At 71.0% G+C, this 12,470-nt stretch carries 11 protein-coding genes, 1 tRNA gene and 1 pseudogene; 4 read left to right on the top strand and 9 right to left on the bottom strand.

Features of this window, described 5'->3' with window-relative positions; genetic code table 11:
- Positions 1 to 6: 6 nt before the first annotated feature.
- The 3 genes from clsA to AWX74_RS29880 all read right to left on the bottom strand — a co-directional run bounded on the left by clsA (position 7) and on the right by AWX74_RS29880 (position 3,191).
- Positions 7 to 627 carry a cardiolipin synthase ClsA gene (gene clsA / locus AWX74_RS29890; protein WP_054566061.1) on the bottom strand — a complete coding sequence of 207 codons (621 nt, stop codon included), beginning with the start codon at positions 625 to 627 and terminating at the stop codon, positions 7 to 9.
- Positions 628 to 778: 151 nt separating this feature from the next.
- Entirely contained in the window at positions 779 to 1,843 is a 1,065-nt protein-coding gene (locus AWX74_RS29885; RefSeq protein WP_091283631.1) for a C40 family peptidase, read from the bottom strand.
- Between the two features lie 1,051 nt (positions 1,844 to 2,894).
- The gene (locus AWX74_RS29880) at positions 2,895 to 3,191 is read right to left on the bottom strand and encodes a hypothetical protein (protein ID WP_091283628.1); all 297 of its coding nucleotides are present in this window, start codon (positions 3,189 to 3,191) and stop codon (positions 2,895 to 2,897) included.
- Here AWX74_RS29880 and AWX74_RS42300 point away from each other — a divergent pair.
- A pseudogene (locus tag AWX74_RS42300) lies at positions 3,139 to 3,270 on the top strand (response regulator transcription factor); the annotation flags it as partial. The gene AWX74_RS29880 and the pseudogene AWX74_RS42300 overlap by 53 nt on opposite strands.
- A 46-nt stretch (positions 3,271 to 3,316) precedes the next feature.
- Here the strand turns inward: AWX74_RS42300 and AWX74_RS29870 are convergent.
- Positions 3,317 to 4,264, bottom strand: coding sequence for a class F sortase (locus AWX74_RS29870; RefSeq protein ID WP_091283626.1), 948 nt, complete (start codon positions 4,262 to 4,264; stop codon positions 3,317 to 3,319).
- Positions 4,265 to 4,660: 396 nt separating this feature from the next.
- Between AWX74_RS29870 and AWX74_RS40920 the strand changes: the two genes are divergently transcribed.
- Together AWX74_RS40920 and AWX74_RS29860 are read left to right on the top strand one after the other, a co-directional pair.
- A complete protein-coding gene (locus AWX74_RS40920; protein WP_226930960.1) occupies positions 4,661 to 5,182 on the top strand; it encodes a hypothetical protein in 522 nt (173 codons plus the stop codon).
- Positions 5,183 to 5,448: 266 nt separating this feature from the next.
- Positions 5,449 to 5,522: transfer RNA gene (locus AWX74_RS29860), tRNA-Pro, on the top strand.
- A gap of 305 nt (positions 5,523 to 5,827) precedes the next feature.
- Here the strand turns inward: AWX74_RS29860 and AWX74_RS29855 are convergent.
- The 3 genes from AWX74_RS29855 to der all read right to left on the bottom strand — a co-directional run bounded on the left by AWX74_RS29855 (position 5,828) and on the right by der (position 10,465).
- The gene (locus tag AWX74_RS29855; RefSeq protein ID WP_091283622.1) at positions 5,828 to 6,961 is read right to left on the bottom strand and encodes a hypothetical protein; all 1,134 of its coding nucleotides are present in this window, start codon (positions 6,959 to 6,961) and stop codon (positions 5,828 to 5,830) included.
- 113 nt (positions 6,962 to 7,074) lie between these two features.
- On the bottom strand, positions 7,075 to 8,775 hold the full coding sequence (locus AWX74_RS29850) for a hypothetical protein (RefSeq protein WP_131799565.1): 1,701 nt from the start codon (positions 8,773 to 8,775) through the stop codon (positions 7,075 to 7,077).
- A 289-nt stretch (positions 8,776 to 9,064) separates the two neighbouring features.
- On the bottom strand, positions 9,065 to 10,465 hold the full coding sequence (gene der, locus AWX74_RS29845; RefSeq protein ID WP_091283617.1) for a ribosome biogenesis GTPase Der: 1,401 nt from the start codon (positions 10,463 to 10,465) through the stop codon (positions 9,065 to 9,067).
- On the opposite strand from der, the gene AWX74_RS42165 reads away from it, so the two are divergent.
- Entirely contained in the window at positions 10,464 to 10,595 is a 132-nt protein-coding gene (locus tag AWX74_RS42165) for a hypothetical protein (RefSeq protein ID WP_278184665.1), read from the top strand. The genes der and AWX74_RS42165 overlap by 2 nt on opposite strands.
- A 3-nt stretch (positions 10,596 to 10,598) precedes the next feature.
- On the opposite strand, the gene AWX74_RS29840 is transcribed toward AWX74_RS42165, so the two are convergent.
- Together AWX74_RS29840 and cmk are read right to left on the bottom strand one after the other, a co-directional pair.
- Positions 10,599 to 11,606: a lysophospholipid acyltransferase family protein gene (locus AWX74_RS29840; RefSeq protein ID WP_091283615.1), complete on the bottom strand. Its 1,008-nt coding sequence runs from the start codon at positions 11,604 to 11,606 to the stop codon at positions 10,599 to 10,601.
- The gene (gene cmk, locus AWX74_RS29835; protein ID WP_207550442.1) at positions 11,603 to 12,442 is read right to left on the bottom strand and encodes a (d)CMP kinase; all 840 of its coding nucleotides are present in this window, start codon (positions 12,440 to 12,442) and stop codon (positions 11,603 to 11,605) included. Before cmk ends, AWX74_RS29840 begins: the two co-directional genes overlap by 4 nt.
- Positions 12,443 to 12,470: the final 28 nt, after the last annotated feature.

The raw sequence follows: 12,470 nt of genomic DNA, 5'->3' as shown, positions 1-12,470 counted from the left end.
ACGGCCTTACCTCCCGATCTTCCCGGACGTCGCGGACGCCACCGGCCGTGCGCGTTCGACGGCGAGGCGGCGGGCCTGTTCGAAGTAGAGGAGGCCGGACCACCAGTACAGGGCGACACCCCAGATGGCGAACGCCCACCCGACCGGACGTGCCGCCGTGGCCAGCCACGAATCGCCGGCCGACAGCAACAGCAGCGGGAAGGCGTAGAGCAGGTTGAAGGTCGCGGCCTTGCCCAGGTAGTGGACGGGAAGGGCGGTACCGACACCGAGCCGGCGCAGGATCGGAACCAGCAGCAGCAGCGCGGCGTCGCGGGCGACGAGCAGTACCGCGAACCACAACGGGACGATGTCGCGCAGGGTGAGGGCGACGATCGTGGCGAGGATGTAGAGCCGGTCGGCCAGCGGGTCGAGCATCACCCCGAGGCGGCTGGTCTGGTTCAGAACCCGGGCGAGCTTGCCGTCGAGGTAGTCGCTCACGCCGGCGAAGGCGAGCACCCCGAGTGCCGCGCCGTCCGCCTCCGGCCCGAGCGCGAGCCACAGGAACAGCGGGACGCCCAGCAGCCGCAGACCTGACAGCAGGTTCGGAATGGTCCAGATCCGGTCGGAGGCCTGCGTAGCCGCCGTCACGCCGAGTCCCTCCTCCCCGACCCGGCCATGCGCGTGGCGGCACCGACGGTGCCAACGGCCTCGCGCGCCGACCTCGGGACGCGGGTCGTGCCCTGACGCTAGCGGATGTGTGTCGCTGAGGTCATCGAGTGTCGTCCGCGGCGGGCCGCCATCACATGATCCGCCCGACCTTGTAGGTGGAGCTGTAGATCGGCCGCAGCGACACCACACCACCGGTCTGCGGCGCGGCCCACATGTAGCCGTTCCCCGCGTAGATACCCACGTGGTAGATGTTGTTCTCGGTACCGTAGAAGATCAGGTCGCCCGGCTGCTTGCCGGACTGCGGGACGTGGGTCGAGGCGTTGTACTGCCCCTGCGCCGTACGCGGCAACGATCGGCCGAGCTGCTTGAAGACGTACTGCACCAGCCCTGAGCAGTCGAACGAGTAGGGGCCCTCCGCCCCCCACACGTACGGCTTGCCCTTCTGCAGCGAGGCCAGGTAGACCGCTTTCTCCCCGATGGAGCTGCCCGGGATCACCGAGGGGATCGCCTGGCTGACGCTGGAACGCGACGACGACGTCGTCGTCGGCGCCTTGATGGTGATCGTGGCCGACGTGGCGACCGACGGCCGCAGCGCGCTCGTGCCGTCGAACACCGCGGTGATCGTGGTCGTGCTGAGCAGCCGCGCGGTGATCTGGGCCTGGCCGTTGGCGTCGGTCGTGAGCGCCCGGGTGGTCTGCCACTTCGGCCCGTTGACCACCACGACGCGGACCTGCTGGTTGCCCAGCGGGGTGCCGCTCGCCTCTCTGGCCCGGACCGTGAGGACCACCGGCGCGTTCGGGGCCACGGTGGAGCCGTCGGTGGTCAGCTCGATGTTCGTGAAGATCGGCTCGGAGGCGGCGATCGCCCCCGCCAGCGGAGCGGCGGCGGCCGCGGCGGCCGCCGACGCCTCGTCCTCGGGGCTGCTCTGGCCCTGGCCCGGCAGTACGGACGCCGTCTGGGTCGTGCCCGGCTCAAGGGAGGCGGAGGTGTCAGGCGTGGAAGGCACCGTCGCGGCGAACGCGGCGGTGGACGCGGCGAGCGTCCCGGTCGTGAAGGCGGCGATCGTCGCGGCGCGCCGGGGCGGCTGGCCACCTCGTCGGGAGCCGGTGCCGGATCGGACGTTCGAGGAGCGCTGCCGCCCCTTGACGAACTGGTCCCAGTCCTCAGGCAGCCAGGCAATTCCGCGACGGGGCAACGCGAGTCCTTCTCTCTCCGGCGCCTGCGAAACACGCTGCCAGGTTCGGCAACGCGCCGTCCCACCGGCCGCAATCGGCCGACGGGACCGGACGGTCGACCAGCAGATCGGGCACGGGGGTACCCACTTGCCGGCAGCCGACATCCCTCGTCCCGCCCCACCTGTCTCGGAGGGGTCGTCAGGCCGGGGGCGGGACGCGGCGCTTCGGCTTGACGCTTTACATACATCGGGCGGTGCTCGGCACTCTCGATTAGATCTGCGCGCAGGTGCCGCTGCTGAAGATAGTGGACTTCGACAGGCGGCCGACAATCACCCCCCACACAACAATCACCCACCACACCGTCCGATCACGATGCGGAAATAGCTGCTTACTTTCTGTCGGAGCGAACCGGCTGGGTGCCGTCCGGATCGACCCACGCTCCCAGCCCGGGCAATGCCCAGCGGAGCCTGCCTGGTATAGGGAATCCGGCGGCACCCGCAGGGGTGGACGGCGGCCCGGACGGCCATCGGCGGCGACCGCAGCGCCACCCCCCAGACCGTGGTCTGACACCGTTGGCGGGCGCCTGTGCGGCGCCTCCAGGCAATGCGTTCGAAACACAACGCGAAGGTCGTCCGTAGACGGGATACCACCCTTGGTGGTGCATCACGCGAACACCCCCGTGTACCGCCGGCAGTGCCATCGCCGCGGCGCCGCCAAGGGAGCGGCGCCCGGGCAATACACATTGGCCATGCGAATCACACACCGACGTGCCGGAATCGGGCCGTCCCGCCACCCTGCGCATCCCCGGCCCCCGGAAGACCAGAGCAGGACCACTGAATGAAATTCCCACCGTTGGCGACCCACCGGGAACCCGCCCCGGGTCCCGTTGCCGGGTCGAGTCCGGGACCAAGCCCCGCCACGCGATCGCCATGCTGCCGCGGGCGATCATCGACCGGGGTGCCGTTCGCCTGGGTGACCACGGAGCAGGTCGAAGCCGCGTCAGGCGTGCTCGGTGGTCCAGCAACGGGCCGAACCGGTGCACACCTGACGCGGCTGAGAATCAGGTTCGGCCTACTCGCGGGCCGCGCTCACGACCACCACCGATGTGGTGGTCCCGTCCGCTGAGCGCGTTTCCAGAGCGAGACCGGGCAGGCCTGCCTCCTGCGCGCACTGGCCGAGCGCGCTGGTGACCTTCGGGTCGGGAGCGCCGGGGAGGCCAGGTGCCGGGCCGTCGCCAGGCCCCGCCTCGCCCGCGAACACCGGGCCCTCATCGGAATCCGTGTCGTGGTCGCTGCGGAGCACCGGACCCTCGCCCGGTGTCGAGCTGGACGTGCCGCGGCACCAGGTGTCCCGGGACGGTCGTTTCATCCTGCTGTCCCGCAAGGAGTTCGCCGTCCTGGAGGTTCTCATGCGGGCCGACGGGGCTGTGGTCAGTGGCCGCCGGATCCACCTTCGGCACAACCGGCCCCCACCTCCATCGGGACACCCCGCCGCTAGTGCGCACCTGGCACCGCCGAGACCGGCCGGCTCGGAACCACCGGCAGTGATGACTGCGCCGCAGGCCCGCCTGCAGGGACCGTCGGGCCTGGCAGCACCGCCGGCGCCGGACCGGCCGGTGCCGGCGCCGCAGAACCGGCCGGAGCCGGCGCCATGGAACCGGCCGGAGCGGGACCAGCCGGAGCAGGCGCGGGCGACCCTGCCGCGGCGGGCGCCACCGCTGTCCCGCCAGCCGCGCCGGGCGCGGCTGGTCCGACAGCGGTGGAAGGCGCCGCGGGAATGCTGTTGGCGTGCGCGTAGACGATCAGGTTGCTGAGGTAGTGCTTGGTCTTCTCGTCAAAGGCACCGGTGCAGGTGATCAGACGCAGCTCCGGACGGTTCACCGGCCCGTAGGCCCGATCGGTCGGGAACGTCTTCTTGGTCACGTCCTCGGTCCGGTCCACGGTGAAGGTCGTCTTCAGGCCGGCCGGAGACGAGACCTCGATCTGGTCACCGGGACGCAGCGCCCGCAGCCGGTAGAACACCGCCGGTCCAGAGGTCGAGTCGTAGTGGCCGACGAGCACTGAGGGCCCCATCGCGCCCGGTGCCGGGCCCTTGTCGTACCAGCCGACCTCTCCCCACTTCTTCGGCACGTCCAGCGAGCCGTCGCCGTTGAGACCGAGCCGGATGATCGGGGCGTCCACGCCGATCACGGGGATCCGCACCCGGGTCGGATCGGTCACCACGACCGGTGGGAGCGTCGGCAGGGGCGTCGCGCTCGCGCCCGGGGCGCCGGAAGGACCCGGGGTGCCCGCCGCGCCGGCGCGACCGACGTCCGCACCCAGGCCGCTCTCCGCCACACGCTCCGTGTCCGAAGGAGCATCGGAACCGACATCGGCCAGGCGGAACCCGCTTCCGACGATCAGCACCGCGCCCGCGACGAGCAGGAGGCGTGAAAACGTCATCCGCGTCGGCAACCGCCCCGACTCCGCACGTCCCACAGCGCTCTCCGTCCTCCGGGAGCCTCCCGGGACGATCTCCCGCGACGACCTCCAGGAACTACGTAACGTGATGCTAACGACACGAGGAGGATGCGGACCGTAGTCAAGGGGCGCGTCGCACGAGCGCGCACACCAGCCCCGGTCACATCGACCAAGCGCGGGCGATGGGCACAGGGAGCGCGGCTCACCCCAAGTCCCGCAATGGAATGCCACACCGTCCGCGACCGAGCCCACGGCCGTTCGAACCTGTCGCACCACGCCGTCTCGCTGCGTCCCATCCGGACCAGTCCTCGCTATGGTGTCACTCGCAGTGATCGGGTAGTCACCATGTGTGAGAGAGGGGACCAAATGAGGAAGGGAATGGGACGGAGCGCCGCGCTTCTCGCCATGTCGAGCGCGGCTTCCGTCATCCTCACCTTCGGGCCGGGCCTGACGGCCGCGCACGCCGACATCTTCGATGACAAGGGCAAGTGCGCCGACCAGAAGGACAAGGACGACTGGGACATCTTCGGCGACAAGGACAAGGACCACAAGGACGACAAGGAAGCCCGCGCCGCGGTCGACGACAAGGTCGACGGCAAGGACGGCAAGGACTTTGACAAGGACGACAAGTTCAACGACAAGGACCAGGGCAAGGACGACAAGGACGACTGGTTCGCCGACAAGGATGACAAGGACCGCGACTGCGCGGTCGGCGCAGGTGTCATCGCAGGTGGCGCGGTCGGCGTCGGTGTCGGCGGCGCCCCGGTGGGCGGCGTCGGTGCCGGTGGCGGTGGCGCGGCCGGCGGGGACAGCTCGCCGCTGCTGCCGATCGCCGGCGCCGGCCTCGGTGCCCTCCTGATCGGCGCGGGGATGCGCCGTCGCGGGCACGGGTCCATCTGAGCCGACCCTCCCCAGAAATGAGGATGGGATCGGCCGGTGTGCGTTCGCCGCACCGGCCGATCCCGGATCTCAGGCGAGCCGCGACACCCGCGCCACCCCCACGGACGCGGTCGATCCCCCATGCGATACGGTTGCGCCAGCCAACCAGCACCGCAGGCAGGCTCCACCCCTGATCACTGGGGGCGGCGTCGCACCTCACCTCACACCCCGGGTCCATCCGGCACGGTCGAGGGGCCGGTTTTCCGGTAGGGTAACGTTGGTCAGAACGGGACGTGGCGCAGCTTGGTAGCGCACCAGACTGGGGGTCTGGGGGTCGCAGGTTCAAATCCTGTCGTCCCGACAGTGCGGTTTGATTAGCCCGCCGAACAGGTAAACCACCTGCTCAGCGGGCTTTTTCGCGTCCGTCAGACAATCCTGGAAAGGCCTCGGTCCGACGGCTCTTCCGTCTCGTCTCTGGGACCAGCCGGTCAGATGGCGACTCAGGGACTATCCCGTGGCGGTCACAGACCAACTGACCACGACCCAGCGCTACCTGCACCCGGACAGGCGTCTCCGTGATCAGCGGGACGATCCGGGCACGCTTCCTGCGCGGTCTGCCGGCGTTCGGGTCGCCCCGCCACCGGCGGTTTGCCGGTCGGCCCGGTGTCAGCGGGTGGCGATCACGTCCATGTCACGGATCGCGGCGGAGGGTGACGGACCGGCGGCGGCGACAGGGGCGGGTGTCACCGGCGCACCGGTCACGTCCAGAGTGGGCGCGACACAGGGCATCGGCGCCACCCGGCTCTTCCCGATCCGGCACGCGACCCCGGTCAGCCTGATGCTGATGAAATCGGCGATCTGCGCGCCGAAGCGGATCGGCTGGCCGCCGACACTAATGTCACTGACGGTGAAGTTCTCACTTGCCGGCACCTCGAAGGCCGCGCGCACCGGGTGGCCGTCCTCGCCGCGGGTGTAGGTCCAGAACCGCTTCGGGTCGGAGCCGTCCGGACTCTCCCAACCCGCCGTCGACAGGTCGTCGAAGTACAGCCCGACCGGGTTGGCGAGGGTGATGTCGGCGTCGAGGCGGGCCAGGCCGTTGACCACCCCGCCTATGTGCGGGTCGCTGTTGCGGGTGGCGTCACCGTACTGCGAGCACTTGATCAGCTCCTGCTCGCTGGTGAGCTCGGTGTCGTTGACCACGCGGACGATGGTCGCGGCGGCGGCGAGCTCGATCTCGGCGGAGAGCGTGTTCGCCCCTTGGACCAGGTGCATCGCACCCTGGACGGTTCCGGTGTTCCAGGGATTGCGCCGCACATAGTTGCCGGAGGCGTCGAACAGGTCGCCCTGGCTCACCTTGGGGCTGACGAACTCCTGGTAGAGCCGGACGACCCTGGCCGGGTCCAGCTGGGCGAGCACCTCCCAGTACTCCGGGCCCTCGCAGGTGAAGTCCACCCGGGTGATCTGGCCCTGCTCGTTTCGGGTGACGCTCCACTCGCAGTACTCGTCCTGCACGTCGCGCGAGGCGTCGGCGCGCCGCCAACGCTGGATGTCCGCTACCGAGTTGACCTTGATGTTACGCGGGAACGCGATCCAGCTGATGTCACTGGTCTGCGCGTCGGGGGCGGTGTCGACCCTGGTCGGGTTGTAGAAGCGGGCCCGCGGGGCGTCGTTGAGGTGGTCACGCCGGCCGGCGGCGGACGCGTCGAACTGCTCCGAGATGAAGCTGCTCCACACCGCCCTGCCGTTCGCGTCGAGGTCGGTCAGGTGCCCAGGTGGATCGAACTGGTTCAGTACCGTCATTGCAGCTCCTCTCGACGGGCCCGCCGCCCGGCTGGCGCCGGACCACCCGACAAGGTGATCGATCTGTCGCCGCGGCAGCCGCAGATCACCGCGCGTTCATGTGGCCGCGGCGGTCATGTGGTCACGGCGCCGCCAGCGGTCATCCGCAGCGGCGGAGCGCCTCGCGGGATGTTGGTGGTCGGCAGGGTGAGCGTGAACTCGGCGAGGCGCATCGCCCGAAACCGGTTCCGCCGGGATTCCGCCAACCGGACGTAGGCATCGAACCCGGCTGGCATGGCAGCCTGTGCGGTGACCGCCTTCATGTAGTCCTCCAGGCGGGTGGCGAAGGCATCCTGCCAACCGCTGTCGCCGAGTTGCCAGTTCGCGGCGAACTCCCGCTCTGGGCTGCCGTCAGGAGTCTTCTCGGCGACGGCGAGGATCGCAGCGGCGAACTCCGCTGCCAACCGGCCCGGCACGCCGGCCGGCAGGTCCAAAGGGCCGTCCGGTACGTACTCGAGCAGCCGTTCCCGGGCATCGCTGAACACAGGGTTCGGGAAGTCCACCATCGCCACGCAGGCCACCAGGCGTGGTGTGAGCAGCCCACGTCTCACCATCTGCCTGACCACCTCAGTGTCCTCGAACGCCGGCTCCGGCACGCAGAACGCGAAGTGGGTGTCGCCCGGCTGGCGGAAGTCCCCCTCGACCAGCGCGTAGTCATACTTGTGCAGGCTGGCTGCATACAGCGCCACCGGCACAGCCACCGGGTCGAAGTTCGCCGGGATCTCCAGAGTGTTCAGCAACAGGTCGACGTCGAGCCAGAAGCTGGTCGGGACGACAAGCCGGTCGTTCTCGTCCTGCGACGCGGCGAGCACCCGGCTCTCCTGGTCGGAGCTCGCGAGGTTCACGGTCGTGCTGGTACACAGGTGGCGCAGCAGCCAGTCCGGGTGGTCGATCCGCCCAGCCCGGTCGACCCGGTCGAGTCGAGCGTGCGTCCATCTGCTCACCGAGGCGCGGACGAGCAGCTCGAGGTCCTCCGCGCCGTCGGCGTCGCGGAACAGCGGCTCGGTGCGCAGTGGGTCGTCGTCGTCGAGCCGCACCCCTGCCTTCATCGACTTCCAGTGCAGCCAGGGCGCGCGTAGTTCCTTCATCACTACGCTGCCGTTGACATGGCTGTCGAAACACCCCCTACCGCGAGATTCCGGGGCGAGCGCGCTGTACGAGTCGCCGCCCCACACCCAGCTACCAGCGACGCGCATGTAGTAGTTGAACAGGCCGTGCTCGTCATCCCAGGCCGCGACCTGCAGGAAGGTGATCTCCGGCGGGTCGACCGCGCTGGTGCTGACCAGCAGGTCAGCCTCGCCGCCGTGGTCGGAGCGGATCACGACGTAGCGCAGGTCCCGGAACAGGTTCGCCTGCCGGGCCTGCTCCGGCGGGATCTGCCCAGCCTCGCCCATGACGTAGGACCGCTGCCGCAGCAGCAGCCTGGCCTCGGTCAGGCCGCCGAGCAGCTCCGGCAGTGTCATCGGAAAGACGCCAGAAGCCAGCAGGCGGGCGGCGAACGGGTCATGCAGGCTCTGAAGCTGCTCAGGCGACATCGGCGTGGGGCGCTCGTCGACGCCCTGCACGAACCGGTACAGGGTTCCGGGCACCAGCTCAGGCGATCGATGCCGCCCGTCCGCCGCCGCGGTCGGGCCACGCCGCGCCTCCTGGTCGGCCGCCACGTGGGCGGTCGGCCAGGTGCCGAGCTCGGGCACATGCTGATGATCGGGCCAGGCCGTCGCCCGCCGGCCGCGAACCGGGATCGCTCGACGAACGGACGCTGCCGGACCCGTCATCGAAACTCCTCTACGCACTTGACTAATTACCTAGAGTAGCAGTAGTCAAGCGGTCGGGCGACGATGAACGAAGGGCCTGGCAGTTGTTCATCCACCTGGGGATACATCTGCCCCACGGCTCGGCCCAGGGCAGCGGTACGCCCGCGTGGTCGCATAGCGGCTACTGCGCGAGTGCCGGGCGGAGCCGGCGGCGGCCAACCGGCCCCGCTTCCGGCCGCCAGGCAGCGCAGGAGTGACCAGAAGAAACGAGCCGATCCCCCGGAGCTGGCCGCGAAGGTACTGGTCGGCGTCAGGCCCGGCGGTCGGCGCGTTCGCGGACCCGGATCGAGATCTCGATCGGGGTGCCGGCGAAGCCGAAGTCCTCCCGCAGCTTGCGCTCCAGGAACCGGCGGTACGCCGACTCCAGGAAGCCGGTGGTGAACACGACGAAGCGCGGCGGGCGCACCCCGGCCTGGGTCGCGAACAGCACGCGGGGGATCTTGCCGCCCCGTGACGGCGGCGGCGTCGCCGCGACGATCTCGGTTAGCCAGGCGTTGAGACGCCCGGTCGGGATGCGGGTGCCCCAGGATTCCAGTGAGGTGTGCAGGGCCGGCGCGAGCTTGTCCGTGGCGCGGCCGGTGCGGGCGGAGATGTTCACCCGGGGGGCCCAGGCGACGCGGCCGAGGTCCCGGACGATCTCCTGCTCCAGGTCGAGCCGGCGCTCGGTGTCGAGCAGGTCCCACTTGTTGAACGCCAGCACGAGGGCCCGCCCGGCCTCGGTGACCATGCTGATGATCCGCTGGTCCTGCTCGGTGATGGGCTCGTCGGCGGCGAGCAGCACGATCGCGACCTCGGCGGCCTCCAGCGCGGACGCCGTCCGCAGCGAGGAGTAGTACTCCGCGCCGGACGCCTCCTTCACCCGCCGCCGCAGACCGGCCGTGTCGATGAACATCCACGTCTCGCCGCCGACGGTGACGAGTTCGTCCACCGGGTCGCGGGTGGTGCCGGCGACGTCGTGCACCAGCGAGCGCTCCGAACCGACGATCTTGTTGAGCAGGCTGGACTTGCCGACGTTCGGCCGGCCGATCAGCGCCACCCGCCGCGGGCCGTCCTCCTCGACGAAGCGTTCCCTGGGCGCCTCGGGCAGCACCGCGAGGACCGCGTCGAGCAGGTCACCGCTACCGCGGCCGTGCAGCGCGGAGACGGGGTACGGCTCACCCAGGCCCAGGCTCCACAGCGCGGCCGCGTCGGCCTCGGTCCGCGCGTCGTCGACCTTGTTCGCCGCGAGGATGACCGGCCGGCCCGACCGGTGCAGGACCCTGGCGACGGCCTCGTCCGCGTCGGTCGCGCCGACCGTGGTGTCGATGACGAACAGCACGCCGTCGGCCGTGTCGAGGGCGGCCCGGGCCTGCTCGGCCACCCTGGCGGCGAGGCCGCGGGCGTCCGGCTCCCAGCCGCCGGTGTCGACGACGGTGAACCGACGGCCGTTCCAGACCGCGTCGTAGGCGACGCGGTCGCGGGTGACGCCGGGAGTGTCCTCGACGACCGCGGCGCGGCGGCCGAGGATGCGGTTGACCAGCGTCGACTTACCGACGTTGGGCCGCCCGACGACGGCGAGCACCGGCTGACCGCCGGCGGCCGGCCCCGACGCCGAGGAGCCCCGGCCCGCGAGGTCGTCGTGGGTCTCGGCGGCGAGGTCTTCGATGTTCATGACTGCTGCACTCCGGCTCGGGCTGGACATCCGGCTCGGGCTGGACATCTCGGTGGGTGTGGTTGACGAGCTGCCCGTCCGCGGAAGGCGGGCCCGTCAGACACACCCGGAACAAACAGCGATCCGGTAGAACTTACTCCGCCGCCGCGGATTCCCCGGACGCACCGGCACGCACGGTCGTCAGATGGTCCGCCAGGCGCACCCGGATGTCCTCCGCGACCGCGGCGAGTGCTCGCCGGGACCGGGGGTTCGCCGGCACCTCCACCGCGAACGGCTCACCGAACACCACCCGGCACTTCACCGAACGCCGCGGCCAGCGCGCGCCCTTCGGCAGTGCGTCCCCGGTGTTGATGCAGGCCACCGGCAGCACCCGGCACCGCCCGTGCACCGCGAGGTAGGCGATGCCGTGCTGGACGGCGGCCATCTCGCCGCTGCCGCGGGTGCCCTCGGGGAAGACGCCGATGGCGCCGCCGCGGCTGAGCTCGTCCAGCGCGGTGTGCAGGGCGGCCCGGTCCGGGCGGCCGCGGTCCACCGGGATCTGGCCGACGAATGTCAGCCACCAGCCCACGATGCCCTTGTACATCTCGGACTTCACCAGGCACCGCACGGTGCGCGGCGCCTCGATGACGACCAGCGGGCCGTCCATCCAGCTGCTGTGGTTGCCGGCGAAGATCAGGGGCTCGTCGCGGGGAATGTTCTCCCAGCCCTCGTGGGTGACACTCATCACGAGGTGGTTGAGCACCCAGCGCACCGGCGGCTTGAGCACGCGGTGCGTGATGTCGTTGAACGGCTTGGACGCCGCGCCGCGGTGCGCCGGCGCCGTGCCGCGGGCCCCGGCCCGGCTCGCTGCCGTGGACGCCGCGGCCGTGGCGGCCGGGGACGCGGCGGCCGGGGACGCGGCGGCCGGGGACGTGCCCGACGACGAGGCGGTGGGCTGGGCGGCCAGCTCGGCCGGTCGCGCCAGCGCCACCTGCGCCGCGGGCGCCTCCGCGGCCTCCTCAGCCACGCTCACCGTGTCGACGGCGCCCGCCCCTTTGGTGTCGACGGCGGCGGCATCCACCGCCGGTGCGCCACTCTGGCCGGCCGGGCCCGCCGAACTGGCCGGGGCGTCCGGGCTGGTGACGGCGTCCGGGCTGGTCATGGTGCCGGAGCCAGGAGGTGCTCGCTGCGGCGCATGACCTCGTCCACCACCTCGCTGACCGACAGCGTGCTGGAGTCCAGCACGATGGCGCCCTCCGGGATGGACAGCGGGTCGACCGTCCGGGAGCTGTCGAGCGCGTCTCGCCGGTCAAGCTCGGCGAGGGTGCGGGCCACGTCGTCGACGCCCTTCTCCCCCAGCTGGCGGGACCGCCGCAGCGCGCGCACCTCGGTGGACGCGGTGAGGAAGACCTTCACGGGGGCTTCCGGTGCGACGACCGAGCCGATGTCGCGGCCCTCGACCACGATGCCGCCGGCGGCGAGCGACTCGGCGATGATCTCTCGCTGCTGGGCGACGAGTCGCGCCCGCACCGCGGGCACGGCCGCGATCGCGCTCACCGCGTTGGTGACGGCCCGGGTGCGGATCTGCTCGTCGAGGTTCACTCCGTCGACGTGGATCGTCGACTGGTCCGGATCGGTGCCGATCGTGAGCACGGTGCGCTCGGCGACCTCCGCGACCGCGACCGGGTCCTCGATGTCGATGCGCCGGTCCAGCGCGACCTGGGTGATCGCCCGGTACATGGCACCCGTGTCCAGGTACCGCAGCCGCAGCTGACGTGCGATCTGCCTGGAAACGGTGCTCTTCCCGGAGCCGCCGGGCCCGTCCACCGCGACCACGAGGCCACCGGCGGCGGACCGGGTGGGGTCGGGTGCGGGAGCGGCTCCCGCCTGCGACGAGGACGAAGACCGCGTGGTCTCCTGGTCCTCCGTCACGAAAGCATCGTCGTGGCTGCCGGTGGCCGCAACCCCCGGCGCAGCGGACCCGTCGTCGGGGCTCACCCGTCTCCTCCGTCCGGACGCGTGTCTG

Source organism: Parafrankia irregularis, from assembly GCF_001536285.1.
Classification (GTDB): domain Bacteria; phylum Actinomycetota; class Actinomycetes; order Frankiales; family Frankiaceae; genus Parafrankia; species Parafrankia irregularis.
The sequence above is the reverse complement of the archived record's forward strand: the minus strand, read 5'-3'. Positions and strand labels throughout refer to the sequence as shown.

Coding starts and splice junctions, on each gene's coding strand:
- der (WP_091283617.1), bottom strand. CDS start 10,465: ATGAACATCGAAGACCTCGCCGCCGAGACCCACGACGACCTCGCGGGC.
- AWX74_RS29840 (WP_091283615.1), bottom strand. CDS start 11,606: ATGACCAGCCCGGACGCCGTCACCAGCCCGGACGCCCCGGCCAGTTCG.
- AWX74_RS29880 (WP_091283628.1), bottom strand. CDS start 3,191: ATGAAACGACCGTCCCGGGACACCTGGTGCCGCGGCACGTCCAGCTCG.
- AWX74_RS29850 (WP_131799565.1), bottom strand. CDS start 8,775: ATGACGGGTCCGGCAGCGTCCGTTCGTCGAGCGATCCCGGTTCGCGGC.
- AWX74_RS42165 (WP_278184665.1), top strand. CDS start 10,464: ATGACTGCTGCACTCCGGCTCGGGCTGGACATCCGGCTCGGGCTGGAC.
- AWX74_RS40920 (WP_226930960.1), top strand. CDS start 4,661: ATGGGACGGAGCGCCGCGCTTCTCGCCATGTCGAGCGCGGCTTCCGTC.
- AWX74_RS29855 (WP_091283622.1), bottom strand. CDS start 6,961: ATGACGGTACTGAACCAGTTCGATCCACCTGGGCACCTGACCGACCTC.
- AWX74_RS29870 (WP_091283626.1), bottom strand. CDS start 4,264: ATGACGTTTTCACGCCTCCTGCTCGTCGCGGGCGCGGTGCTGATCGTC.